The following is a 22,234-nucleotide window of genomic DNA, read 5'->3' on the forward strand; positions in this document are numbered from 1 at the left end:
TGACAGACTTCAATCGAACGGTGAGTGTTGCGAACTGGCTGATATCCATTTACGGCATACAGGAGGCGACCATGGAAATATACGCGATTGATACAAGCAAGCCAGAGGCTGAGACTTACTATGAGTTACTGTTAAATCGGGTTTCACTGGAAAAGCGGCAGAAGCTGGATCGTTTTTTACACCGAGAGGACGCCTTGAGGGGATTATACGCCGATGTGCTGTTAAGGTGGTTGGCTTGTCGGCAATTGAAGGTACCTAATGCCAGCCTTCAGTTTACATACAATGCTTTTGGTAAGCCTTCCTTGTTGAATGCGCCCGGCTTCCATTTTAATGTTTCTCATTCGGGAAAATGGGTGGTATGTGCCCTTGATGAGCAACCGCTTGGAATCGACATCGAACAGCTCCGTCCTATTGATTTTGAGGTAGGCAAGGTATGCTTTTCGGACACAGAGTATGATGCGTTAATGCGTCAGGACGCAGACAGTCGCTTATCGTATTTTTATGATCTATGGACGCTTAAGGAAAGCTTTGTGAAGGCCGAGGGGCAGGGATTAACACTACCGCTGAAGTCTTTTTCATTTGAGTTGAGGGCACATTCGTTCATAGGCTTCACGACAGAGGGCTTTACCACCGAATATTGCCATTTTAAACAGTATGCGCTGGATCAAGATTATAAAATGTCTGTCTGTGCAGCCCATGATCACTTTGCCCGGCAGATACAGCAGGTAGATATAACTACACTACAATTAGAAGTAGCGACTCAGGCGTAACATGTAGGGGATAACGTTATTGCTGAAAAAGGGAGATGAATAGCGTTGACGTTCGTTTTGTTCAAGCACGGCCGGTTGTATGGGGATTGGGCTTCGAAAGGGGATTCAATCGTGGTACAGCATGGCCGTATACAGGCCATCGGATATGCGCGGGAGCTTGAATTGCAGCTGTCCGGTAAGGAATATAAAACCGTGGATTGGGAGGATGCTTATGTGCTGCCAGGCTTAACCGATTCACATATGCATTTGTCCATGCACGGCATGAAGCTGGCGATGCTGGACCTGACATCAGCTACCTCCAAGCAGGAGATGCTGGACATGCTGCGCAAGCGGGTCGCTGTAACACCGCCGGGAGAGTGGATTTTGGGACTCAACTGGAACGAAAATGCGTTTATTCCGGTTGAAATTCCGGGTATAGACGAGCTGGATGCCATTACAGACCAGCACCCGGTCTATTTGACCCGTACGTGCTTTCATACGTTCCTGGCTAATTCAGAGGCATTTCGACGTGCGGGTGTTCATGATAACACCCCTGACCCGTCCTCGGGAGCCTATGGACGAGACGCTGAGGGACGATTGAACGGATTGCTTTATGAGGAAGCATCCTTCGCCTTTACAAATGTGCAGCCAGAGCCGGATTATGCGGTAAAAAAGGATACGATTCGACGGGCATGCCTGGATGCGCTACGTCTCGGTCTGACTGCTGCGCATACGGAGGATTTACGTTTTTTGGGCAGCGTGGAGACGATGCAGCGGATTTACAACGAGCTGAGGGAGGAAGGCCTTGCTTTTCGTACACACCAGCTCATCTATCATCCATTTTTGAAGGAAGCTCAAGCGCAAGGGCTACGTGCAGGGGCTGGAAATGAGTGGTATAAAATCGGCGCTATAAAAATGTTTGCCGATGGCGCCATTGGCGGAAGAACTGCGTTATTGTCCGAGCCATACAGTGACGCTCCACATACCTGCGGAATGGCGATTCAACCGCAGCCAGAGCTGAATCAGATGGTGGCAGCAGCCAGAGCCGCAGGCTTTCCGGTGGCTGTACATGCCATCGGCGATGGGGCGGCACACATGATTTTGACAGCGATGGAGACTCATGCGCTCACAGAGAAAAGCGGTTTGCCGGATCGCCTGATCCACGGACAGGTGCTTACGGCTAATTTGGTCAAGAGAATGGCGAAGCTGCCGCTGATTGCTGACATTCAGCCGCGTTTTGTCGCGAGCGATTTTCCATGGGTACTGGATCGGGTTGGGAAAGAACGGACCGAATATTTATATGCCTGGAAAAAGCTGCTGAATGCGGGTATTCCGTGTGCAGGCGGCAGTGACGCGCCGATTGAACCGCTGAGTCCTTTTCTCGGGATGCATGCGGCTGTAACTCGTGCCAAGCCGGAAGAAATGCATGAGGGTTATCTTCCCGCTGAAAAGCTGGATGTTCATGAAGCCATTCATCTGTTTACCACGGGAAGCACAGTAGCAGCCGGGGAGACGGATGAGAGGGGATGGATTGCTGCAGGTAAAGCGGCTGACTTTACGGTCATTGACCGCGATGTAACGGAAAGCCCGCAAGCTTTACTGGATGTTAAGGTACGAATGACGGTCGTGAACGGGAAAATCGCATATCAGTCGTAGGCTGGGCATATGAAGGTATACCAAAAACCTTCAACTTCGCTTTTTTATGTGAGGTTGAAGGTTTTTCGCTTTTACAAGCCACGCTGTAGGAATCGGTCTGCATTTTTTATACTGGACCACAGATCAGAGCTTGCGCCGCCCGGATACCAGTAGGCGAAGCCTGCAAATCCTTCCTCCTGCCCCAATTGATACTTAAGGGTTAAGGATCGTCCTTCCTCCAGCCATAGCTTATGCAGCTGTGTGTCTTTGTAAGACACAGTATACTGCTGAACATCCTCATTCCACTTCGGTTTGGAGGAGGAACGGGACACTAGCTGATTTTGCTCATCTAGTGAAATATCAGAGGAAGCGACCGATTGGCCACTCGCATTGAGCGTCCAATTCCTTGTAAATAAAGGCAACGCCAATATGGCCTTACTGGGATCGGCAGTTTGCTCAAAGCGTCTCACGCTTTCACGGAGCCACGGTAATGAGGACACGGAGCCGGGTATCGAGCTGCCTCCCCAATGCTCGTCATATCCCATAAGGATCATATAGTCTGCCGCAGCACCTAGCTGCTTATAATCAAAGGCGGCTGTCCAATCCGTGCCGTAATCAGGAGATACGCAAATCGCCAGTACACCATTCAGACTTTTTAATTTGGCCTTTAATTGCTGGATGAATAATGTGAGATTGGAGCGATCCTGACCATCCACATTTTCAAAATCAATAACAAGCCCATCCAGGCCATGCACAGATACAGCATTGGCAAGCTGAGTTATGGTTTGGCTCCGTAAAGCAGCACTCGACAGAATTTGGTGTGTCATCGTTGAATTGGAACGATTTCCTACCATAGCCCATATTTTTTTTTGATGCTGCTTGGACCAGGTGATCAGCGACGAATTTGTATAGTTGCTAATGGTTCCTGTCTCGTTCAGAAAAAACCAGCGTGGTGACAGGGTGTTAATGTTGGATTGTAGTACGGTGCTTTCAAACTGCTGAACGGTTTGATCATATTGCCAGCCTAGCCGGATGGACGGGGTCGCGGAAATAGTTTGGCGAGCATGCTGCGTTGAATATGTCAGCAGGCGTTCCAGCATTGATGCTGTTTCTTCCCGGGTGAGGGAAGATGCAGGGCGAAAATGGTTATTTTCACCTTTCATAAAGCCGTAACGATTCACGGTGGTTACAGCTTCAAGCGCCCAATCTGCAATCTCATCAGCATCTGTGAAAGAGGAAGTGGCTTCTCCTGATTCTCCCGAAGAGCGGATAAGACGTGCGATCATCAAGGCCGCTTCTTGCCGGGTTACAGGACTGTTGGGCTGGAATGTGGCGGACGTTCCTCCCTGAACGATATCAAGCTGGGAAGCAGCTTCGATCCAACCGTAATACCACGCCTGTTTGGATACATCCCGATAGGAAGCAACGGCTGCCTTTACAGGCTCCAGACTGAGCATACGATCCAGTGCGGTAACCCACTCGGCTCTCGTAACTGCCTTCTTGGGGGAGAAGTAGCCGGGTTGTGTACCTGTCAAAATCCCTTTAGCGTGCAGGGAAATGATAGACTGATAGGCATAGCTGTGTGAAATATCCTGAAACGCTACGCCAGATGCTGCTGCCGGGGCAGCCAAATATGAAGTTGATGTAGTAAATATCGTTATGGCTGTCGTTGCTGCCAAGGTGAGCCGGGTTAAGCAACGTGATCGCTTGGAACTCATACCAAATAACCTTCTTTTTTATGATAGATTGTAGATGCATTTGTCGTTACTCGACGAATAATACTATCAAAAATAGTAAAGTTATTCATTGCTAAATTGCTGGAAACACACCAAAAAACCCGCTACCTGTACGGTAAGCGGGGCTAGAATTGAATCTATGCTTTTTTGGCAAACATAATACCGATGGTCTGAGGTCCGCAATGACTCGATATGACGCACCCGGCTGTGGTTAACAGCACCTCTTGTGCATTTGTTTCTTCCTTCAAACGAGCTTGCAGCATGAGCGCATCCTGCTCAGCCAAGGCATGTACGATAATGATGATGTCGTTATCCATCTGATCGCGCTGGTTCAGGGCATTTTGCAGCATCTGATCCAGTGCTTTTTCACGTTTGCCACGGACTTTGTATGCAGGTGTCATTTTTCCGTCAATGACTTTGATGACCGGACGAATTTTGAGCAGACTGCCGATCAGGTTTTGCATTCCTGAGCATCTGCCGCCTTTGTACAGGTATTCGAGTGTATCAATGACAAATTCCGTATCTATTAATGGTCGTGTTTTCGTCAGCATCTCTACAATTTGCTCTATCGTGCTGCCACTTGCAGCCGCACGGGCAGCTTTCATCACAAGCAGGCCAAAGCCGCATGATAAATTCAGAGAATCAAAGACCGTGATGCGACCTTCCGGGAATTCAGAGGCAGCGAGCAGTGCATTTTGGTACGTCGAGGACAGCTCAGAAGACAGACTGATATATAGAATGTCGTCCCCTTGTTCTATGTAGGGAGCAAAGGCTTGAATAAAATCCGCTGGAGAAGGTGCGGCGGTGCGCGGCAATTGTCCCTCGCGGCTTACACGCTGAAATAATTGTTCCGGGTGAATGTTTACCCCGTCCTGTAATGCTTCATCACCAAACACGGTATACAATGGTACAATGCTAATCTCATATTGCTCGCGCCAATCGGAAGGAATATCACTGGTACTGTCCGCAAAAATTTTAATTTTGTTCATGACATAGAATCCTCTCTGCGTGATGCGGAAAAATTATAAAGATTGCACGGAGGAAGGATAAATATCCGCAGTGCTGTTCGGAATGGAAAGACCGATGGCAAGAAGTGCAATAAAACCCACAATAATGAGTGCATTAATGATTAATCCTGTGATAGCAAAGGCCTTCTTACGGTTTTTCAACGCGATTCCAATAATACCGATCACAAGTCCGCTACAATTCAACAACAGGCTGCCTAAAAAAATAAAAGGAAGCAGCGCCGTTCCGGTTTGTTGCAGAACAACTTCCGGATTCATCGTTTGATACTGGCTGAAATGAGCAAGCAGATTAATGATCATAATAGCCATAATAATATATCCGATCAGACTGACGAGCGACATAATAAAAGAAGCAATTCCGGGACCGGAATGCTTGAGCTTGACCGGAGGCTGGAACACAGGAGCTTCTGAAAAAACAGGATGCTCCTCAGACGCAGTAGGCTTTTGCAAATTAGGATCTTGATAATTCATTTTTTCAACTCCTTGAACATAGTCCGAACAGGTACTAATTTTCCACAAAATAAACAAAAAAGCAAGCCGCATTACACATTACCCTTCAAAAGACAGGGTTTAAACATCAAATTTTGTAGGAGATCTAACCATACGGGTTGGCTGGTAAACTTCAACCCGATTCGATAAAATAAGAAGAACATTCGGGTTAAAGAATAAGAAGCAAAGGAGTACATAAACATGCAACGTAGATGGATCATTGTGGGATCTATAATGATGCTGTTGGCAGTAGCCATTGGAGCGTTTGGAGCACATATTGTGAAAGCGCGAATCGACGCGGACGCTTTGGCCGTGTATGAAACAGGTGTAAAATATCATATGATTCACGCTGTCGGCTTGCTGATCATTGCATTGGCTGCCGGACAATGGGGGGCCTCGACCCGTTTAAGATGGGCAGCACGTCTGCTGTTGACGGGTATTATTTTGTTTTCCGGCAGCTTGTATGTGCTAAGTTTGACCGGAATCCGTATTTTGGGTGCTATCACCCCATTGGGGGGGATTTGTTTTATTGCAGGCTGGTTATTTCTGGCATGGGCTGCAATGGGGCTGAAGAAAGAGGGCTAGAGACTCGATTCTGGAATACGAAAAAAGAGAATTGGTGGAAAGACGTAACATTTTCCACCGATTCTCTTTTTTTCATACTTACTTTTTACTGCAAGGGATGTACAATTACGTTGTGATTTCATCAATTTCATTCATTTTAAAGGAGTACACCTGCTTCTCATCCACATGATACACACTCAGCAAGCTATTATCATGATCCAGGTTGAGTATGCGGCAGGGGATGCTGCGCTGTCCGCCATAACGATTCACAATTAAACGTACAAGCGTATTATCTTGTATATAGCGTTTGATCCATTCATATGTGCTAAGTTCTTGCTGTATTGCAGGCTTCGGCTGTGCATGGGTTTGTTTGATCTCTTGAACGGCAGCAGTTGACTTAGTCATAACTGCGGCAGACTTCCTTTTAGAGAACTTTTCTGCAAGCTTAGCGGCAGGGTCCGAGGAGTCGCTAGCAGACTGTTTTTTTAGATACAAAGCAGCTTCAATTAAATTACCAAGTTCAATGCCAGATTGAATCCGACTATCGGCAATTTGATCATGTTGGCTTAAGAGGTTAAGCAAGAACTGAAGGGCCTCTACGTTCGAACGACCTTTAACTAATACATCAACATTAAATAAATAACTGGTTTCGTCTTGATTTGATTCCTTTTTCATACATCCTCCAGCCCAAGCCCTGGGTATATAGTCTTTTGTAGTATCTATCAATATATCATTAAAATGCAATATGTCATAGTACCTTAGGCCCTGTTATTGGATATTAACAAAAATTCACTCTATATAAAGCCTCATACATCATTTAAAGCCCTATGCATAAAAATTTCTTGAGTAGGCCCCCGAATTATAGGCTCCTGTATGTGTGAGCAACCAGATATAAATCAACCAAGTCCATTGTATACATATATTGAGAATAAATGAGGCGGAGGGTGAAATCAAGATATTTAAATTTTAAATATTTTACAGTTGGAAAAATAGGAAAAGACCCCTCAACAAAGGGGTCTTCAGCATATCCAAAATGTGGTGATATGATTGTGGTTGCTATCAAAGCGGAGTCGAATGTTATTCAAAACGGGATTCGTTTGATCCATATAGCACGCAGAACATTTCAATGTCCGAAAAAGGGCCGTCTGTACCCTTTGAAACAGACCCATAGACTCCTATATCCAGGAATTTGTCTTTACTCCCTAATATATCCATCTACACTTCAGCGTGGATTCAGTTTCACCTGTGAGCCCTTGCCGCCCGTCTGGATTCCAGTTTCCTTCATTCCGGCTTCCTTTAGGTCGACCAGCAGGCGCTCCAGCACTGCTTTGGCGACAGGAGCTTCCTTCGCGCCCGATGATTTGACAACCAACTGCACCGGCTTGCCGGAACGCAGATATTTGTCCGCCTGACGCAGCTTCGTATCGTAATCATGCTCCTCAATATAAGCAGTGAAGCGCAGTTCCTTGACCTTTTCTTTTCCGCTCTTTCCAACGACTCTTCCGACATTCGTTTTGCGTGTTGCGGACTCTTTTTGCACGAGTGCTTTCCCTTTGCCCTTCGGAACAAGGCTGCAAGGAGGCGGACTGCTCATCAGTGAGGTACAGACCAGGTCCGCCCCTTTGGAGCGGGCCATAGCCAAGGCTTCTGCCTTGGAGACTATACCCAACTGCTCCCCTCCGAGCCCAGTGAGCATCACCTCATCAGCCTTAATTTGCTCGTTGATTAATACTGCCACGTCAATGCAGCCTCCCTTAAAAACAATGATAAAGCTATCATATACGGAACCTGTTTACGATTCAATTTGGATTTTTGGCTCATGAGTAGCTGCACTTTTGCAAAAATATGCAGCTTATACTATTCGATAGAATCCTTATTGACAAAAAATCACTAACCCCTATACTCTTTTATTGATAATGATAATCATTTTCTAATGAAACATATACATGCAGGGGTGAATAAGAGAGATGAAGAAGATGATGGATGGCTTATTGCTATTTATGGTTTTTGCTATTGTACTGGCAGGCTGCGGTCAGGCGGGGGATACCTCAAAAACGGGAGCCAGTTCCGGATCGGAGCAGACAACCCAAGCAGCTGGCTCGGTAACGGTGCAGGACGATCATGGAGAAGTCAAGCTGGACAAGCCGGCGGAGCGTGTCATTGTGCTTGAATGGACGTTTACCGAAGATCTGATTGCACTTGGGGTACAGCCTGTCGGCAATGCGGACAATGCAAACTACAAGCTGTGGGTGACGCCAGAGGCCAAACTGGCGGATTCCGCTACGGATATAGGTACACGGAGCGAGCCGAACCTGGAAGCAATCGCAGCGCTCAAGCCGGATCTTATTATCTCTAATGCAGACAATAATGCAGCCATCTATGCACAGCTTAAGGGGATCGCACCAACGATAGAATACGATCCTTATAAAGGGAACGGCTATGATTATGACCGCATGGTCGAAATCTTCAAGCAGATCGCTGTTGCTACCGGAAAAACCGAGCAGGCTGATAAAGTTCTAAGCGAACTTGACCAGCATTATGTGGAGGCAAAGGCTACATTGGAAAAAGCGGGAAAAGCGAACTTCCACTATGCGTTGACACAGGCCTTTACGGCTCAAAATGCTGCCAGTCTGCGAATGTTCAAGGATAATTCGGTTGTAGCGGGGACGCTGGCGAAAATCGGCATGGTGAACGACTGGCAGTCGGACAAGACCGAGAAATACGGCTTTAGCACCGTTGGCATTGAAGCTCTTCCAGCTGTACAGGACAGCAATTTTATCTATATTACGCAAAAAACGGACGATGTATTTGGAGCCGCCATGAAGACCAACTCGGTATGGAACGGACTGGATTTTGTCAAAGAAAAACGGACCTACCCACTGGACGGTACAACATGGACGTTCGGTGGCCCAATCTCATCCAAAGTGCTGGTTGATCAGGTAGTCGGAGCGCTGACGAAATGACCCGAGCAGGCGCAGGCGGTTTGTCGAAGACTTGGCGTGTAGCAAGCATCTTTGGGGGCGGCTTGGCCGTCCTTATTGTGCTTTTTTTTGTAAGCTTATGTTATGGAGAGACGTCAATACCGTTGCCTACGGTCATCGAGGCCTTGACCCAGCGTCAGAATACGCTGGACCATAATATGATTTGGGATCTGCGAATGCCACGCACGGTCATTGGAATCCTGGCTGGTGGTGCACTGGCAATTGCGGGTGCATTGCTACAGGCGATTACCAAAAATCCGTTGGCAGCTTCTGATACACTCGGAATCAACGCAGGTGCCTACTTTGTAGTTGTGCTGGGCACGGTGATGTTCCCTGGACTGCTGCATCAAGCGCCGTTTCTGTTCGCTGCTCTGGGCGGCCTGCTGGCGGCAGTGCTCGCTTACTTTATGGGTGGGGGGCGAACGGGGAGTCCGATTCGGCTGGCGCTTGCGGGCTTGATTGTATCTATGGTTCTCGGCTCGTTCACCGGAGCACTGCATATTTTTTATTCCTTTGTAACACAGGGGCTGTTTCTTTGGGGTTCCGGCTCGCTGGTGCAAAACGACTGGAGCGGCACGGCTTACGCTTGTCCCTGGGTCGTAGGGCTTTCAATGATTGCAGTTCTGCTGTCAAGGCAATTCGATGTGCTCGATCTGGATGAGTCCACATCCACGTCCCTTGGGCAAAAAGTGAGCTTGACACGGGCGGTGGGTATTGTATTGGCGGTACTGCTGTCGACAGTTACGGTAAGCGTCATCGGGCCTATCGGGTTTGTGGGGCTGGTTGCTCCGCATTTGGTACGTTTAAGCGGCCTGAAAATGCACCGTTGGATACTGCCGGGCTCTTTCCTGTGGGGAGCGCTGCTGTTAACGGGCGCTGACGTCCTGGCAAAAATGGTTCACCAATCAAGTATGAATCTGCCGACTGGAGCGATCATGGCATTGATTGGGGCTCCATGGCTAATTTGGCTGATTCTCTGGAAGATGAAGCTGCCTTCTGGCAGTGGCGGACATTCTTCTATGAATATAGGTGTCCGCTCACGGAAATTGCCGTTTGGCAGGCTGGCCACACTGTTCGCGTGCGGAGCTGTGCTGCTGACCGTATTCAGTCTGATGTTTGGGGGAATGCGTATTCCGGTAGGTGATCTGCTGTCCGGTCTGCTTGGCGGTGAGAATGCCAATTCGGCCTTGCTTCAGTTCCGTATTCCACGCACACTGGTGGCGGCTGGGGCTGGCATCGCGATTGCGGTCAGCGGCGTCTTGATTCAATTGGCTGTGCGCAATCCGTTAGCCGATGCCTCGATCATCGGGGTTTCTTCAGGAGCCGGATTCGGCGCACTTGCAGTGATTATCGTCTGGCCGGGTTTGCCCGTGTATATGCTGCCAATCGCGGCAATCGTCGGAGCGACAGTCTCGGCGGCGGTGATTTTCTTTCTGTCCTGGAACAAGCAACTGAACCCATCTGTTGTAATATTACTTGGCATTGCCGTATCGGCGATCGGATCAGCCGGAATCCAGGTGTTGATTATCCAGGGCTCACTGTGGGGCAGCACGGGTTATATCTGGCTGACGGGAAGTACCTACGCCCGAAGCTGGGGACAGGTGACGACGATTCTGAGCTTTCTACTTGCGCTGCTGCCAGTAGCCTGGTGGCTGGCTCGTCGCTTCGATCTTTTGGTATTTGACGATAGCAGCGCCATGGGGCTGGGGCTTCCAGTGCGCCGCACTCGGCTGCTGGCGATGGCAGTAGGCGTACTGCTGGCAGGGGGAGCGGTAGCCTGCGTGGGTACGATCGGCTTCATCGGGTTGATTGCTCCGCATATCGTGCGCACGCTGATCGGGCACCATGTACGCCGATCCATTATTTTATCAAGCATTTTGGGAGCGGTAATGCTGGTGCTGGCAGACACGATTGGACGGACGGTGCTCGCACCGACGGAGATTCCTTCTGGACTGCTGATCGCCCTGATTGGTGCGCCTTATTTCCTGTACTTGATGTATCGCTCCAATAAGAGTAAGTCATTGTAATGGAAGATGTACATGAACAGGCTGTTTCCAAGCGGATTTTCCGTAGGGAAGCAGCCTTCATTATTTATTTTCCTATGGAATCATCTGAATTTTATATTTACAAATCTAATAAAGTAGATATAATGTGGTTTATGGAACCGTCATTGATTTATAAAGCATTGTCAAACGAAACTCGTCGTCTAATTATGCTGTGGTTAAAAAAACCAGAAGAGTTTTTTGATGAACAGGCTTATCTAAAACAAGGGCTTAATTTTCAAATTGGCGTATGTGTGGGAGATATTCAGGCTAAAGCGGGACTTGCTCAGTCTGTGATTTCAAGTTATTTATTAACGATGCAAAAATCCGGTTTGTTAGAGTCTGAGCGTATTGGGAAGTGGACGTACTATCGTCGGAATGAAAAAACAATACAGCAATTTGCCGAGTACATCCAAAAGGAACTATAAACAAAAAGGAGGTTTTTTTTTCACATAATATATCTACAAATCTATATATATAATTTAATTGGAGGCTTATACTTAAAATGAAAAAGGTTAACCCGTTACTTATTATCATTCTGGCTTTAGGCGTATTTGGCATTATAACAACGGAAATGGGAATTATAGGTGTCCTCCCCCAAGTAACTCAAAAATTTAATGTATCAACTTCCCAGGCTGGCTGGCTCGTCAGTATATTTTCTTTCGTTGTTGCCATTTCAGGTCCGTTTTTGACCTTACTTGTTTCTGGCATGAATCGTAAAGTCATTCTATTAACCGCTGTATTCTGTTTTGTCATTTCCAATATAGTCTATGCCTATACCACTCATTTTGAGGTAATGCTTATTTTTCGTGTTCTCCCTGCTATTTTTCATCCTGTCTTTTTTTCGGTTGCCCTCGTGACCGCATCTAATCTTGTCCCCCCTGAAAATAGCAGTAAAGCCGTCACGAAGGTTTTCGCTGGAATTACGGTAGGATTTGCTTTTGGCGTGCCGTTGACTTCTTATCTTGCCGAAAGGATATCGTTACAGGCTGCTTTTTTGTTTGGAGCTGTCGTAAGCTTGATTGCATTTGTAGGAATCCTCGTTTGGCTTCCTTCCCTGCCTGTTCAGGAAAAGATGTCTTATGGAAAGCAGCTTGGTATACTACGTAAACCTCAATTGTGGTTCAACATTATGACTGTTATTTTTATCTTTGCAGCTATGTTTTCGGTGTATAGCTTCTTTGCTGAATATCTTGGACAAGTAACCCTAATGAACGGGGCATGGATCAGTATCATGTTAATGGTTTTTGGAATCATCATGATTTTTGGAAACTTTTTATTTGGAGGATTCTTACATAAAGATTTGACAAAGACCGTCATCATCTTCCCTTTGCTATATATGGTCATTTACATATTCACTTATGCTCTGGGTGCTTCTTTCCTACCGATGATTGTGGTTGTGCTCATTTGGGGGGCCGTGCATTCCGGGGGGCTTATTATTAGTCAAACATGGTTAACTACAGAAGCGAAGGAAGCTCCGGAGTTCGGTAACAGCCTGTTTGTCTCGTTTTCTAATCTTGGTATTACGGTAGGGGCTGCTCTGGGTGGGTGGTTTATTTCTCACTTGGGAATACACCAGCTCATCTGGAGCGGAATGATGTTTGCATTACTAGCCTTCTTATCCATTATTATAAAAATAAAAATGTTCAATTCGAATGCAGAGGAAGTTAACGTGCGTTAAAATATGGAGAGACATTAGAAGAGTACTCTACATTATGACCATAAAATGATGGATGGGGTGATGTTGATTGCATTTCGTATGGAGTAATATTGTAATTACCCTCTTAATCTTCGGTGGCATTTTGGCGTTGTTCATCTGGGGAGTGATTTCCTTTATAAAGCGTTTTCGCTGATCGTAATGAATGCTCCAATGACCATTGGAATGGACATGGATGTGTTACTTCGATTCAAGACATTAGATGTAAATGCCAAACTTCGGAGCGATTTAAAGGCTGATCAATAACAACTGCATTCATCTCATTCAGGCTGGGATGAATGCTAAATTGAACATGAACTGGGAAGCAAAATAAATTATTTTTATATGGGAGGATGAATGAATTGAAATTAAGAGAAGTGCTTTTAGGCACACACAGTTTCGAAGCGATGAAAGCTTTTTACGGTTCTCTCTTGGATATGGAAATTGTGGAGGAGAGCCCTTTACGTTTATCGTTTCGAGTAGGAGAATCAGTTCTTGCTTTTCAGGAATCCCCCCACATGAAAAATGAGTTCTATCACGTTGCGTTTATGATTCCAACCAATAAGTTCATAGAGGCAAAACAATGGCTCATTAGCCGGGGAATCCCGTTGGTTTCAAGAAGCGGAGAAGATGAATTTTTCTTCGAACACTGGAATGCCACTGCAATGTATTTCTATGATCCCGATCATAATCTTGTCGAGTTCATCGCTCACCATACACTCGACAATGCGGCCGTTGAAGCTTTCGGGCCCGATTCCCTGCTTCGAATAAGCGAGATTGGTCTGCCGGTCGATAATGTCCCGGAAGTATCCAGAAAAATCACAGAAATGTTTCAGCTTGAATCTTGGGGAGGGGCCGGACAGCAATTCGCCCCACTAGGGGAAGTGGACGGTTTATTTATAGTTGTTGACAAGCAGCGGCCTTGGTTTCCTGATGATCGGATTCCGACCGTTTCCAGCATCAGTATCTTGTTTGAAGGACCATGTTCTGCCGGTCTTTCACTTCATAATGGTTTGTATGAATTGAGATCAAACCGAGTTAGGGCTTCGTAATATATATAAGCTGAACTTAAGAGCTTCATATAGTGCACTGCGCAGACGGATAGTGCTTCCCATCGCCACCACCCTCGGATTTCTGGAATAAAGCCTGCGATAGGCGGAAATCCGGGGAACATAATACATTCAGGAGAGAATAAATGAATATTAGACTGCTTAATTCAAATGAAAATTATCCGATAGAGCTTTTGTTACTAGCTGATCCTTCTCGCCAACTAGTTGAGGAATATTCAAAAAAAGGGGATTGTTTTGTAGCAGAGATTGACCGTCATATTGTTGGAGTCTATGTTCTATTACCCACAAGACCTGAAACAGTTGAGCTAGTGAATATAGCAGTATCAGAAGGAATGCATGGTCAAGGAATAGGCAGACAATTAGTGACACATGCAATTGAAACAGCTAGAACTCAAGGTTATAAAACGATAGAAATTGGTACAGGAAACTCTAGCATTGGGCAGTTAGCCCTCTATCAAAAATGTGGCTTTAGAATTGTCGGTGTGGATCTAGATTTCTTTATCAGACACAATTATCCAGAGGAAATTTATGAGAATGGTATACAGTGTAGAGATATGATCCGTATGTCTCAAGATTTATAAAGCCAATTTCTATGTTAACCATCCAAAAAGGGGGCTTAAGTAAGGTTCTGAAAGGTATATGATGATGTTCCAAATGATGGTACAATGAATTGCGAAAAGGCTATACAATCATCGGATTGGAATAGTCCTTTTTTAATGAGTTGATGTCCTAACAAGTTCCTGATAAGGGGTGGTTATTTTGTACAATTCAACCACGATACTCACCGAGATAATGAAGCATATGAAAGATCATGAATTAATTCTAAGCGAGCTGGCCCGAGAAGCAGGAATGAATCCGGGTACCATGAGCAGTGTTATTAATGGGAATCGCACTCTGTCAGTGGATCGGCTAGATCGAATTACAAAAGCGATGGGGTATCCTGTCGGCTATTACTACGACGTTATGTGTCAGAGTATTTAACAGAGGCTAATCCAAATTGGCGTCGAATGAGTCCTTTTCTACATAATTGTGCGAAATTAAATAAACTGGATTGTATTCATGAAGTTGTAAATTTATTGATGGATAAACTGGGTTATTCAGAATCCTTATTTGAGCTTGCAGAAGAACTATTTTATGAAAAGATGTATCAGGCAGCAGCCATACTGTATGAAAATGTGGCTTTAAGTGAAAAGAAACAATACTCAGAACGTTTGGCTATGTGTCAGTATCGTTTGTTCCAAACGAGACAAGGAGACAACCAAGAGAAAAACTATGAAGCGGCGGTTCAATTTGAAATATATGTTGAACGGTTAGATGAGATAGATCAGCTAGAGGCGTTAAAAGATTTGGCGAATACATATCGTTCGTTAAGAAAATGGGACAAAGTAGAACTATTCGCTAAAGCTCTAGGAGATAAGGCTAAAATTCAATACAAAATCGAGCAACAACGGCAGCATGTGAAAAAAGAGAATTCGAGGAAACCGAATTTTCCTTTGTTTGCTTATTGGGCATTCTCGCATTTACTTCGTGCACAAGCCTGTGACGAGAGGAAAGACTATGAAAAGGGACTGCAGCATATTAAAAAATATGCTGATTTAAGCTGGGTAACGGATACAGATGAGGAAACTTTGAAGTGGAAAAATAAATATGAAGACTGGGCGGTAGTAAATGCATATGTAAATAAGCTTCTTTCTGGTGAAAAGAGTGTACTTCCCAATTACGTAGCTTATATTTCTTCAAGAAAAGACGAAGTGCTTCCCGCACTTGATAATATCCTTGAGGCGGCTAACCGATACCATTTTGATGTGGACGAGATTCTACAACAATTCGAGGCGGACATTTCATTTTATCTGGAGGAACAGAAAGTTGAAAGTTTTTATACCCAACGCTTTATAACAGAACGTTTTATGCATTTTTCAATGGAATTAACAGTTTACTATTTGACCAAAGGAAGATTTTTTGATGGCTTTCGATTTTTATTAAATTGCTTGGAAAAATCTACATTAAGTAATAATAAATCGTACATAATTAAATGTATGAGGCTGTATGAGTTTTATCAGGAATATGCATCATCTGAGACGAAGACAGCTTACAGAAATTTGATTCATAAGGTGGATGCAGATGAAGCCAAGAATAATTCTGACCTTTTAAGCAAGTAGCTTAATGCTGATAACGATAGTGACTGTCCCTTTACATTTTCACAATCAAGGATCTGGCTATCATCCGAGTCACCATGGCGAAATGTAAGTATGCCTAAAGGGAGTAAAATGTTTTAATTTCAACTCAATTATTGGAGCAGAAAGCAAAGCAACAAACCATATAATCATGGAGAAGGCTAGATGGAATGATCCGTCTAGGCTTTTTTTATACCGTTTGTTTTCCTGTACATGCACCATAAAGTAGCCGGGAATACATAGGGCAAGTATAGGAATAAAGAATCAAATTCATGTCGTATTGTGGAATATATTGTTTTTATTGTAGATAATAAGCAAAATAGTCGGTATATTGATAGGGGGATATTCCCAATGAAAAGGAGGAGTCGTTGAGAACAAAACGAAACCTGCAATGTCTCTGTTGGCCCTTTAAGTCTGGTGAATGCGTTTGAACTTGTCGGGCATCAAAATACGGACAATGATTATAGCAATTTTCTATTAGTTCAGGATGGATTATAAGATTTCCAAATTTCTTAAAAGGGGTGTTAACCTTGAAAAAACTATTAGCTTCCAAGAAAAAACTTTTTTCTATGGTCGGAATATTATCTATTGCCGTGATTTCTATTAGTTCAACTTCTTTTGCAACTAGTTTTACCGGAGGGAGAAGCTCAGCCAATTTTAATGCCTATTATGATTCCTCTGTTTCTACGAATGGCTATACGGGTGCCTATGATACCGCCCGTTCTGATTGGAACGCTGCGTCTGGGTCAGTAAATATTGGCAAAACGACATCGACGAGTGGGAACCCGGACAGATATTATGTCGGTTCTACAGCTACTTCTGGTTTATTGGGATTGACAACTCCGTATAAAACATCTGGTGGCGTAGCAGGTGTAAGCGATCAATGGGCATATGCTACGGTGGTGATTTATCATAACCAGATGCAGGCTTACGGTATGAATTCCGTACAGAAAACCTCCAACGCGACGCATGAGATCGGTCATACGTTATCTCAGGCGCATCCATCAACCTCTAGTGGTTCTGTTATGAAACAAGGTATACAGTCTATCGGTGTTCAACCCTATGACAAGCAATCCTTAATTGCTAAGTGGGGAAACTAATGAGCGTAAACACTAATTTGGGGAAGGGGTACTGTTATGACTTTTAATAAAAAAATAAAGTTGGGTATTTCTGTATTAGCGATAGGAGGATTCATTGCTTCTGGGAGTCTTATTTTTACATCTACGAACGCGGCTCCAAAACTTTCAGAACTGAATACGCCAAAAATCTCATTGGAAGCTTCTTATATTGATTACAAAACGGTAAGCGAATTGGACTCAAATGCAGAGCTTATTGTGATTGGGACTCCTTTACAAGGGTTTGATGATCGACAACATATCGTTACAAGCTTTGATGATGGTACTCTACAAGACTTTTATACGCTTACGAATATAAAAATGGATAAAGTGATTAAATCACCCGAAGGGTCTTCATTAAACCTAGATGAGCCTTTGTCTATCGTGGAACCGATTTCTTATATTGATGACGCTGGAGGCAAGAAAAAAATAGCATATGAGGATTATACAGAATTAAAGCAAAATGAAAAAAGCATTATTTTTCTCAAAAAAAATACACAAGGACAGTATAGCGTAATAAATATGGATCTTGGAAAGTTTGCTATAGAACCTACATCTCAATCTCCTAATTCTTCGGCGGAAAAACAAGACTCAAATGAACAATTTAGAGAATCTGTGTTGGAAAAATACGGTTTGAAATAAAATCCAAAAGAGACCTGTCCTTTGAAATCCAAAGAACAGGTCTTTTTAGTTAATCTTTTTTCATAAGTAATTTTTTTACCGAATTTGTGGAGTTGACTGATAATTTATATGCAGTATGGGGATCATCCTTATTTATATACATAGCATTGCTGGTCGGATCGTTAGGGTTAATCCATAAGTAATAAGACTTTTCAGTTCCATCCTTTTGGAAAGTAAGTTCGTAATTTGGAGAAACTATATTAACAATACCTGATATTTTTTCTGATGTATTCATTGCATTGATAAAGATATTAGTGTCAGTTTTATCCTTGAATATAGCAAGTACATCTTTTTTAGTTAGCTGTTGTAGTGTTGTGTCCTTTTGTAGTTTATAAACGATTAGCGTCTCCTGTTCCTGCGCGCTTTGAGCAATAACTTCTTTTTCTGCGTTAGAGCTGTAAGTGGTTATTAACAACAGCACGATAGTCAAAAATAAGATTCTACTTTTCCGCATAATAAGAGCTACCCCCCTTCTTGACTTTACCTATTTGCTTTATAGACGATCTATATTGGAAAAATGTTTCAGTTTGAAAAAATAGAAGGGCCTATAGCCCCGAAAAGGTATCTAAAGTAAATAACTGAAAGGTATATGGCTTTGTTCCAAAAGATGGTACAATTATGGGGGATAGAATGATTTATTCAACTACATATGGCGAGTCTACGTTGAAAGGGTGGTTTATTCATGGGAATCACACTTACGATAGAGCAGAATTAGAACAATATCTAAAACAAAATCGCTTGAGTATGACCGAGTTTGGACACATCATTGGTTTAAATGTAGGTACGGTTAGCAGTATCGTTACTGGAAATCGTATTTTATCCGTTAACCAATTGGATCGCATTACTGCCGGGATGCAATTACCACCAGACTATTTTTATGATAGTTACATTGAAGAATGTATCGTAGGAGAACCGCTCAATTGGCGAAGAATTAGCCCTTTTTTGTACGGATGCGTGGAGCATGACCGACTTGATTGCTTGCAGCGCGTTGTATTTCTGCTATTGGATAATCCTAAATATTTGCCATCGCTCTTTGAAGTTGCTGAAAATGTATACAAAGACGGTTACAATGAAGCAGCGGCGTTCCTGTACGAAAATGTAGCAGTAAGCGAGAAGAACCAACATTCGGATAATTTTGCAGTTTGCCAGTATCGATTGTTTACGATTCGTATTGGAGGCGATCAAGAGAAAAACTATGATGCAGCTGTTCAATTTGAGCCTTACGTTGAACGGTTAGATGAGATAGATCAGTTAGAGGCGTTAAAAGATTTGGCGAATACATACCGTTCGTTACGAAAATGGGACAAAGTAGAACTATTCGCTAAAGCTATGGGAGACAAGGCTAAAATTCAATACAAACTGGAGCAGCAGCGACACCCTGTGAACAAAGACAATTCGAAGAAACCCAATTTTCCGTTGTTTGCTTATTGGGCATTCTCCCATTTACTTCGTGCAGAAGCTTGTGAAGGGAGGAAAGACTACGAGCAAGCACTTCAGCACACTTATGCTTACGCCGATTTGAGTTGGGTGAATGCTACGGATGAAACTGCTTTGAAGTGGAAGAGGCAATATGAAGACTGGGCAGTAGTGAATACGTTTTTAATTAAGCTTCTTTCTGGCGACAAGAGCGTTCTTCCCAATTATGTAAATTATATTTCTTCAAGAAAAGATGAAGTTCTTCCTGCACTTGATATTATTCTTAGGGCGGCAAATCGGTATCATTTTGATGTAGATGTTATTTTAAAGCAATTTGAAGGAGATATTGTCTCTTTTCTGGAGCAGAAAAAAGTGGAAGGGTTGTATACTCAACGATTCACAACGGAGCGATATACTCATTTCTCAAGGGAATTGGCAATCTATCTTTTGCGTAAGGGGAGGTTTTCAGACGGCTTCGCATTTTTGTTCAGCTGTTTGGAAAGGTCTGCTGAAGCTAATAATAAAATACAAGAAATCGATGTATGAGGTTGTTTTACACATTTTAAAGAACATGCATCAGCTCATACGAAGGCAGTCTATGGAAATCTGATTAAAGTGGTTAACGAAGATGAAGAGTAAGTTTATCAAAAGGTTAGATGGGATTACCCATCTAGCCTTTTTAGTGTGTTTAACAGGGGAAATGGTTATATGTAGTAACTCTGGCCCATTGAATAACGAAAAAAAAGCGTTATAATGTGAATGAATAATAAATAACCAATCAGAAAATATTCACAATAAGAGGACGTCATTCATATGAAGAATAACACTAAGGCAAAAATTAAAAAAGTTGCAGAGGAGCTGATTATAAAGAAGGGTTATAGGGATACTACCGTTCAGGATATTGCGACAAGCGCAAAAGTGGCTGTGGGGACAATTTACCGCTATTACAAAAGCAAGGATGACATCCTCATGGACATCGGCCGATTGGATTTGAAGGATGTCTCCTATTCTCAGGACATCCGGCGGAAGGAAATCATAGAGGCTGCTCTTAATGTTTTTGGGACAAAAGGGTACAGTCGTACAAACATTGAGGATATAACCAATGAAATAGGTATGTCCAAAGGAGCTATTTATCAATATTTCAAAAACAAAGAGGAACTGTTCATATCCACGATCAGGGAAACTTCACAGATGCAGCTGCTTTTTAAGCTCACAAAGCTGGAGCAAGAAACGGCAAGTATAGAGGAATTTCTAGTTGAAATTGGAATGGTGTTTTTATCTGTGTTCGAAGACCCACGAAAAATCAAGCTTATGCGGATTATCATTGGAGAAACGCCTAACTTCCCGGAAATAGGGGAACTGTTTTACCATGAAGTCGTCGAAAAAGCCTCCGAGCAGATCGGCAAAATGTTAAAGCCCCATGTATCTAGCGAGATAGATCCTGTCCTTTCGATTAGGCTGTTTATTGGTTCAATTTGGTCGTTTGTGATTTTCCAAGAGATGGTTCCCATAAAAGATAGAAAATATGAGAATGAAGCCATTATTCAACACGCCATACGTGTTTTTCAGCATGGCATCATACCAACAGCATAGCTCTAGCGTCCAGGTATTGATGATTATGTAACTCCAAGCCGATAAGGAGAGAGTATTATGAAAGTTCTAATTTCACCCATGTCAGCTATGGTAGAAACAAAAGGACCTTTTTCAAGAACAACCTTATTAGCAAACGAATGTATCAAAAGAGGCCATGAAGTAGCATTATGCGCGCCAGAAGATGCAAATTATCATAGTATTCATAAAGTGAAAAATTATTATGCGCCTGTTCCTTCACCCTTAGGGACACCTGTATTTATCGGCAAGAGTATGTTTAAAATATTTCAATCATTGGGAATTCAGCCCAAAAAGAAAGCTAACAGCTTTGAAGATGTTTTACATTTTATAGGAGCCATCAATAGACGATATTTTCTAAAAGATGTGTCTTCCATTAGAAAAGCAATTCAAGAATTTAAACCCGACGTTATGTATTCAGAATTTAGAATATCAGCTATTGTCGCCGCCCGGTTGGAAAAAGTGAAAATTGCCACGGGATTCAGTTATCCAGTTCAAAAAAGCTTTGCTTCCAACCCTGAATATAGTAAGGGCGTTAATAAGTACTTGAAAGACAATGGCTTAAATAAAGTGGAATCGGTTTTAGAAATCTTCGATTGGGCAGATGTAAAGATTATTCCGAGTTCTTATGAGTTGGAACCTGTGGGTGGGGAGGATATAGCTTTTGTGGGGCCTCTTTCCGCACCAGAGGGTACAGACGCTAAAACCGAAAAGAATAAAATCATAGCCTATATGGGGAATGGTGTGATTTCTCCAAAGCAGGTTATAAAAGAGTTAACTAAAGCTTTTGAAGGATCTGACTATGAAGTATATATTGCATCCGAGCAAGTAAAACCCTTTGAGAAAAACAACATCATTGTCAACAAAAAATTTGATTTTAGCAAGCTTATGCCGGAAGCCAGAGTTTATATAAATCACGGTGGGCAAAATAGTATTATGACTGGCTTGATCTATGGAGTACCTCAAATCGTATGTCCTGGTGGCGTGTTTGAACGGCGCTACAACGCCTCTTCAGTAGCCAAGTTAAACGCAGGTGTATTGCTTGAAGCACATCATTTCAACTATGAAACAATAAGAAGAATCGTTGATGATTTTAATGAGAATCCCATATTTGCTAGCAGTGCTAATATAGCCGGAGAAAAGTTATTAAGTCTCGGAGGCGTAAGAAATGCCGTTCAGGTTATAGAAAATCTTGTATTGAAATGATTTATGATATTTCACGCCTGTTGAATAACCACAAAATGGTAGAAAAA

19 protein-coding genes and 3 pseudogenes are annotated in these 22,234 nt (G+C 43.4%); 15 read left to right on the plus strand and 7 right to left on the minus strand.

What is annotated here, in order from left to right; translation table 11 throughout:
• Positions 1-71: 71 nt before the first annotated feature.
• Together L693_RS0102635 and L693_RS0102640 are read left to right on the plus strand one after the other, a co-directional pair.
• A complete protein-coding gene (locus L693_RS0102635) occupies positions 72-770 on the plus strand; it encodes a 4'-phosphopantetheinyl transferase family protein (RefSeq protein ID WP_025715939.1) in 699 nt (232 codons plus the stop codon).
• Between the two features lie 45 nt (positions 771-815).
• Entirely contained in the window at positions 816-2,405 is a 1,590-nt protein-coding gene (locus L693_RS0102640) for an amidohydrolase (protein ID WP_025715940.1), read from the plus strand.
• Positions 2,406-2,476: 71 nt separating this feature from the next.
• On the opposite strand, the gene L693_RS0102645 is transcribed toward L693_RS0102640, so the two are convergent.
• The 3 genes from L693_RS0102645 to L693_RS0102655 all read right to left on the minus strand — a co-directional run bounded on the left by L693_RS0102645 (position 2,477) and on the right by L693_RS0102655 (position 5,616).
• A complete protein-coding gene (locus tag L693_RS0102645; protein WP_025715941.1) occupies positions 2,477-4,102 on the minus strand; it encodes an S-layer homology domain-containing protein in 1,626 nt (541 codons plus the stop codon).
• Positions 4,103-4,257: 155 nt separating this feature from the next.
• Positions 4,258-5,109, minus strand: coding sequence for a DegV family protein (locus tag L693_RS0102650; protein WP_025715942.1), 852 nt, complete (start codon positions 5,107-5,109; stop codon positions 4,258-4,260).
• 33 nt (positions 5,110-5,142) lie between these two features.
• Entirely contained in the window at positions 5,143-5,616 is a 474-nt protein-coding gene (locus L693_RS0102655) for a hypothetical protein (RefSeq protein ID WP_025715943.1), read from the minus strand.
• A gap of 219 nt (positions 5,617-5,835) precedes the next feature.
• Between L693_RS0102655 and L693_RS0102660 the strand changes: the two genes are divergently transcribed.
• Complete coding sequence (locus L693_RS0102660; RefSeq protein ID WP_025715944.1) at positions 5,836-6,219, plus strand: DUF423 domain-containing protein; 384 nt, start codon at positions 5,836-5,838, stop codon at positions 6,217-6,219.
• A gap of 105 nt (positions 6,220-6,324) precedes the next feature.
• Here L693_RS0102660 and L693_RS0102665 read toward each other — a convergent pair whose 3' ends face one another.
• From L693_RS0102665 to infC, 3 genes and pseudogenes are all read right to left on the minus strand, one after another.
• Positions 6,325-6,873: a hypothetical protein gene (locus tag L693_RS0102665; protein WP_025715945.1), complete on the minus strand. Its 549-nt coding sequence runs from the start codon at positions 6,871-6,873 to the stop codon at positions 6,325-6,327.
• Between the two features lie 414 nt (positions 6,874-7,287).
• Positions 7,288-7,383: pseudogene (locus L693_RS32255) on the minus strand (ANT(4')-I family aminoglycoside nucleotidyltransferase); the annotation flags it as partial.
• Positions 7,384-7,420: 37 nt separating this feature from the next.
• A complete protein-coding gene (gene infC, locus L693_RS0102670) occupies positions 7,421-7,936 on the minus strand; it encodes a translation initiation factor IF-3 (protein ID WP_025715946.1) in 516 nt (171 codons plus the stop codon).
• A gap of 229 nt (positions 7,937-8,165) precedes the next feature.
• On the opposite strand from infC, the gene L693_RS0102675 reads away from it, so the two are divergent.
• From L693_RS0102675 to L693_RS0102715, 9 genes and pseudogenes are all read left to right on the plus strand, one after another.
• Positions 8,166-9,161: an ABC transporter substrate-binding protein gene (locus L693_RS0102675; RefSeq protein ID WP_025715947.1), complete on the plus strand. Its 996-nt coding sequence runs from the start codon at positions 8,166-8,168 to the stop codon at positions 9,159-9,161.
• On the plus strand, positions 9,158-11,206 hold the full coding sequence (locus L693_RS0102680; protein WP_025715948.1) for an iron ABC transporter permease: 2,049 nt from the start codon (positions 9,158-9,160) through the stop codon (positions 11,204-11,206). Before L693_RS0102675 ends, L693_RS0102680 begins: the two co-directional genes overlap by 4 nt.
• A 131-nt stretch (positions 11,207-11,337) precedes the next feature.
• Positions 11,338-11,649 carry an ArsR/SmtB family transcription factor gene (locus L693_RS0102685; RefSeq protein WP_025715949.1) on the plus strand — a complete coding sequence of 104 codons (312 nt, stop codon included), beginning with the start codon at positions 11,338-11,340 and terminating at the stop codon, positions 11,647-11,649.
• 77 nt (positions 11,650-11,726) lie between these two features.
• Positions 11,727-12,902, plus strand: coding sequence for an MFS transporter (locus L693_RS0102690; RefSeq protein ID WP_025715950.1), 1,176 nt, complete (start codon positions 11,727-11,729; stop codon positions 12,900-12,902).
• 377 nt (positions 12,903-13,279) lie between these two features.
• Entirely contained in the window at positions 13,280-13,969 is a 690-nt protein-coding gene (locus tag L693_RS0102695; protein ID WP_025715951.1) for a VOC family protein, read from the plus strand.
• 143 nt (positions 13,970-14,112) lie between these two features.
• Entirely contained in the window at positions 14,113-14,568 is a 456-nt protein-coding gene (locus L693_RS0102700) for a GNAT family N-acetyltransferase (RefSeq protein ID WP_025715952.1), read from the plus strand.
• Positions 14,569-14,746: 178 nt separating this feature from the next.
• A pseudogene (locus L693_RS0102705) lies at positions 14,747-16,146 on the plus strand (helix-turn-helix domain-containing protein).
• A 536-nt stretch (positions 16,147-16,682) separates the two neighbouring features.
• Entirely contained in the window at positions 16,683-17,261 is a 579-nt protein-coding gene (locus tag L693_RS0102710; RefSeq protein ID WP_231503506.1) for a hypothetical protein, read from the plus strand.
• Positions 17,262-17,297: 36 nt separating this feature from the next.
• Positions 17,298-17,918, plus strand: coding sequence for a hypothetical protein (locus tag L693_RS0102715; RefSeq protein WP_025715954.1), 621 nt, complete (start codon positions 17,298-17,300; stop codon positions 17,916-17,918).
• Positions 17,919-17,967: 49 nt separating this feature from the next.
• Here the strand turns inward: L693_RS0102715 and L693_RS0102720 are convergent, their stop codons facing one another.
• A complete protein-coding gene (locus L693_RS0102720; RefSeq protein WP_155983752.1) occupies positions 17,968-18,387 on the minus strand; it encodes a hypothetical protein in 420 nt (139 codons plus the stop codon).
• A 314-nt stretch (positions 18,388-18,701) separates the two neighbouring features.
• Here L693_RS0102720 and L693_RS0102725 point away from each other — a divergent pair.
• From L693_RS0102725 to L693_RS0102735, 3 genes and pseudogenes are all read left to right on the plus strand, one after another.
• Positions 18,702-20,012, plus strand: a pseudogene (locus L693_RS0102725) (transcriptional regulator).
• 174 nt (positions 20,013-20,186) lie between these two features.
• Positions 20,187-20,966 (plus strand): TetR/AcrR family transcriptional regulator, encoded by a 780-nt coding sequence (locus L693_RS0102730; RefSeq protein ID WP_025715956.1) that lies wholly within the window; start codon positions 20,187-20,189, stop codon positions 20,964-20,966.
• 57 nt (positions 20,967-21,023) lie between these two features.
• On the plus strand, positions 21,024-22,187 hold the full coding sequence (locus L693_RS0102735) for a glycosyltransferase (RefSeq protein WP_025715957.1): 1,164 nt from the start codon (positions 21,024-21,026) through the stop codon (positions 22,185-22,187).
• Positions 22,188-22,234 lie beyond the last annotated feature (47 nt).

The sequence above is a fragment of the Paenibacillus sp. 1-18 genome (genome assembly GCF_000520755.1).
Classification (GTDB): Bacteria; Bacillota; Bacilli; order Paenibacillales; family Paenibacillaceae; genus Paenibacillus; species Paenibacillus brasilensis.

Bases quoted from the DNA above. Each gene is read 5' to 3' on its own strand.
- L693_RS0102635 (WP_025715939.1), top strand. From the start codon at position 72: ATGGAAATATACGCGATTGATACAAGCAAGCCAGAGGCTGAGACTTAC.
- L693_RS0102645 (WP_025715941.1), bottom strand. From the start codon at position 4,102: ATGAGTTCCAAGCGATCACGTTGCTTAACCCGGCTCACCTTGGCAGCA.
- L693_RS0102650 (WP_025715942.1), bottom strand. From the start codon at position 5,109: ATGAACAAAATTAAAATTTTTGCGGACAGTACCAGTGATATTCCTTCC.
- L693_RS0102655 (WP_025715943.1), bottom strand. From the start codon at position 5,616: ATGAATTATCAAGATCCTAATTTGCAAAAGCCTACTGCGTCTGAGGAG.
- L693_RS0102660 (WP_025715944.1), top strand. From the start codon at position 5,836: ATGCAACGTAGATGGATCATTGTGGGATCTATAATGATGCTGTTGGCA.
- L693_RS0102665 (WP_025715945.1), bottom strand. From the start codon at position 6,873: ATGAAAAAGGAATCAAATCAAGACGAAACCAGTTATTTATTTAATGTT.
- L693_RS0102675 (WP_025715947.1), top strand. From the start codon at position 8,166: ATGAAGAAGATGATGGATGGCTTATTGCTATTTATGGTTTTTGCTATT.
- L693_RS0102680 (WP_025715948.1), top strand. From the start codon at position 9,158: ATGACCCGAGCAGGCGCAGGCGGTTTGTCGAAGACTTGGCGTGTAGCA.
- L693_RS0102685 (WP_025715949.1), top strand. From the start codon at position 11,338: ATGGAACCGTCATTGATTTATAAAGCATTGTCAAACGAAACTCGTCGT.
- L693_RS0102690 (WP_025715950.1), top strand. From the start codon at position 11,727: ATGAAAAAGGTTAACCCGTTACTTATTATCATTCTGGCTTTAGGCGTA.
- L693_RS0102700 (WP_025715952.1), top strand. From the start codon at position 14,113: ATGAATATTAGACTGCTTAATTCAAATGAAAATTATCCGATAGAGCTT.
- L693_RS0102715 (WP_025715954.1), top strand. From the start codon at position 17,298: ATGACTTTTAATAAAAAAATAAAGTTGGGTATTTCTGTATTAGCGATA.
- L693_RS0102730 (WP_025715956.1), top strand. From the start codon at position 20,187: ATGAAGAATAACACTAAGGCAAAAATTAAAAAAGTTGCAGAGGAGCTG.
- L693_RS0102735 (WP_025715957.1), top strand. From the start codon at position 21,024: ATGAAAGTTCTAATTTCACCCATGTCAGCTATGGTAGAAACAAAAGGA.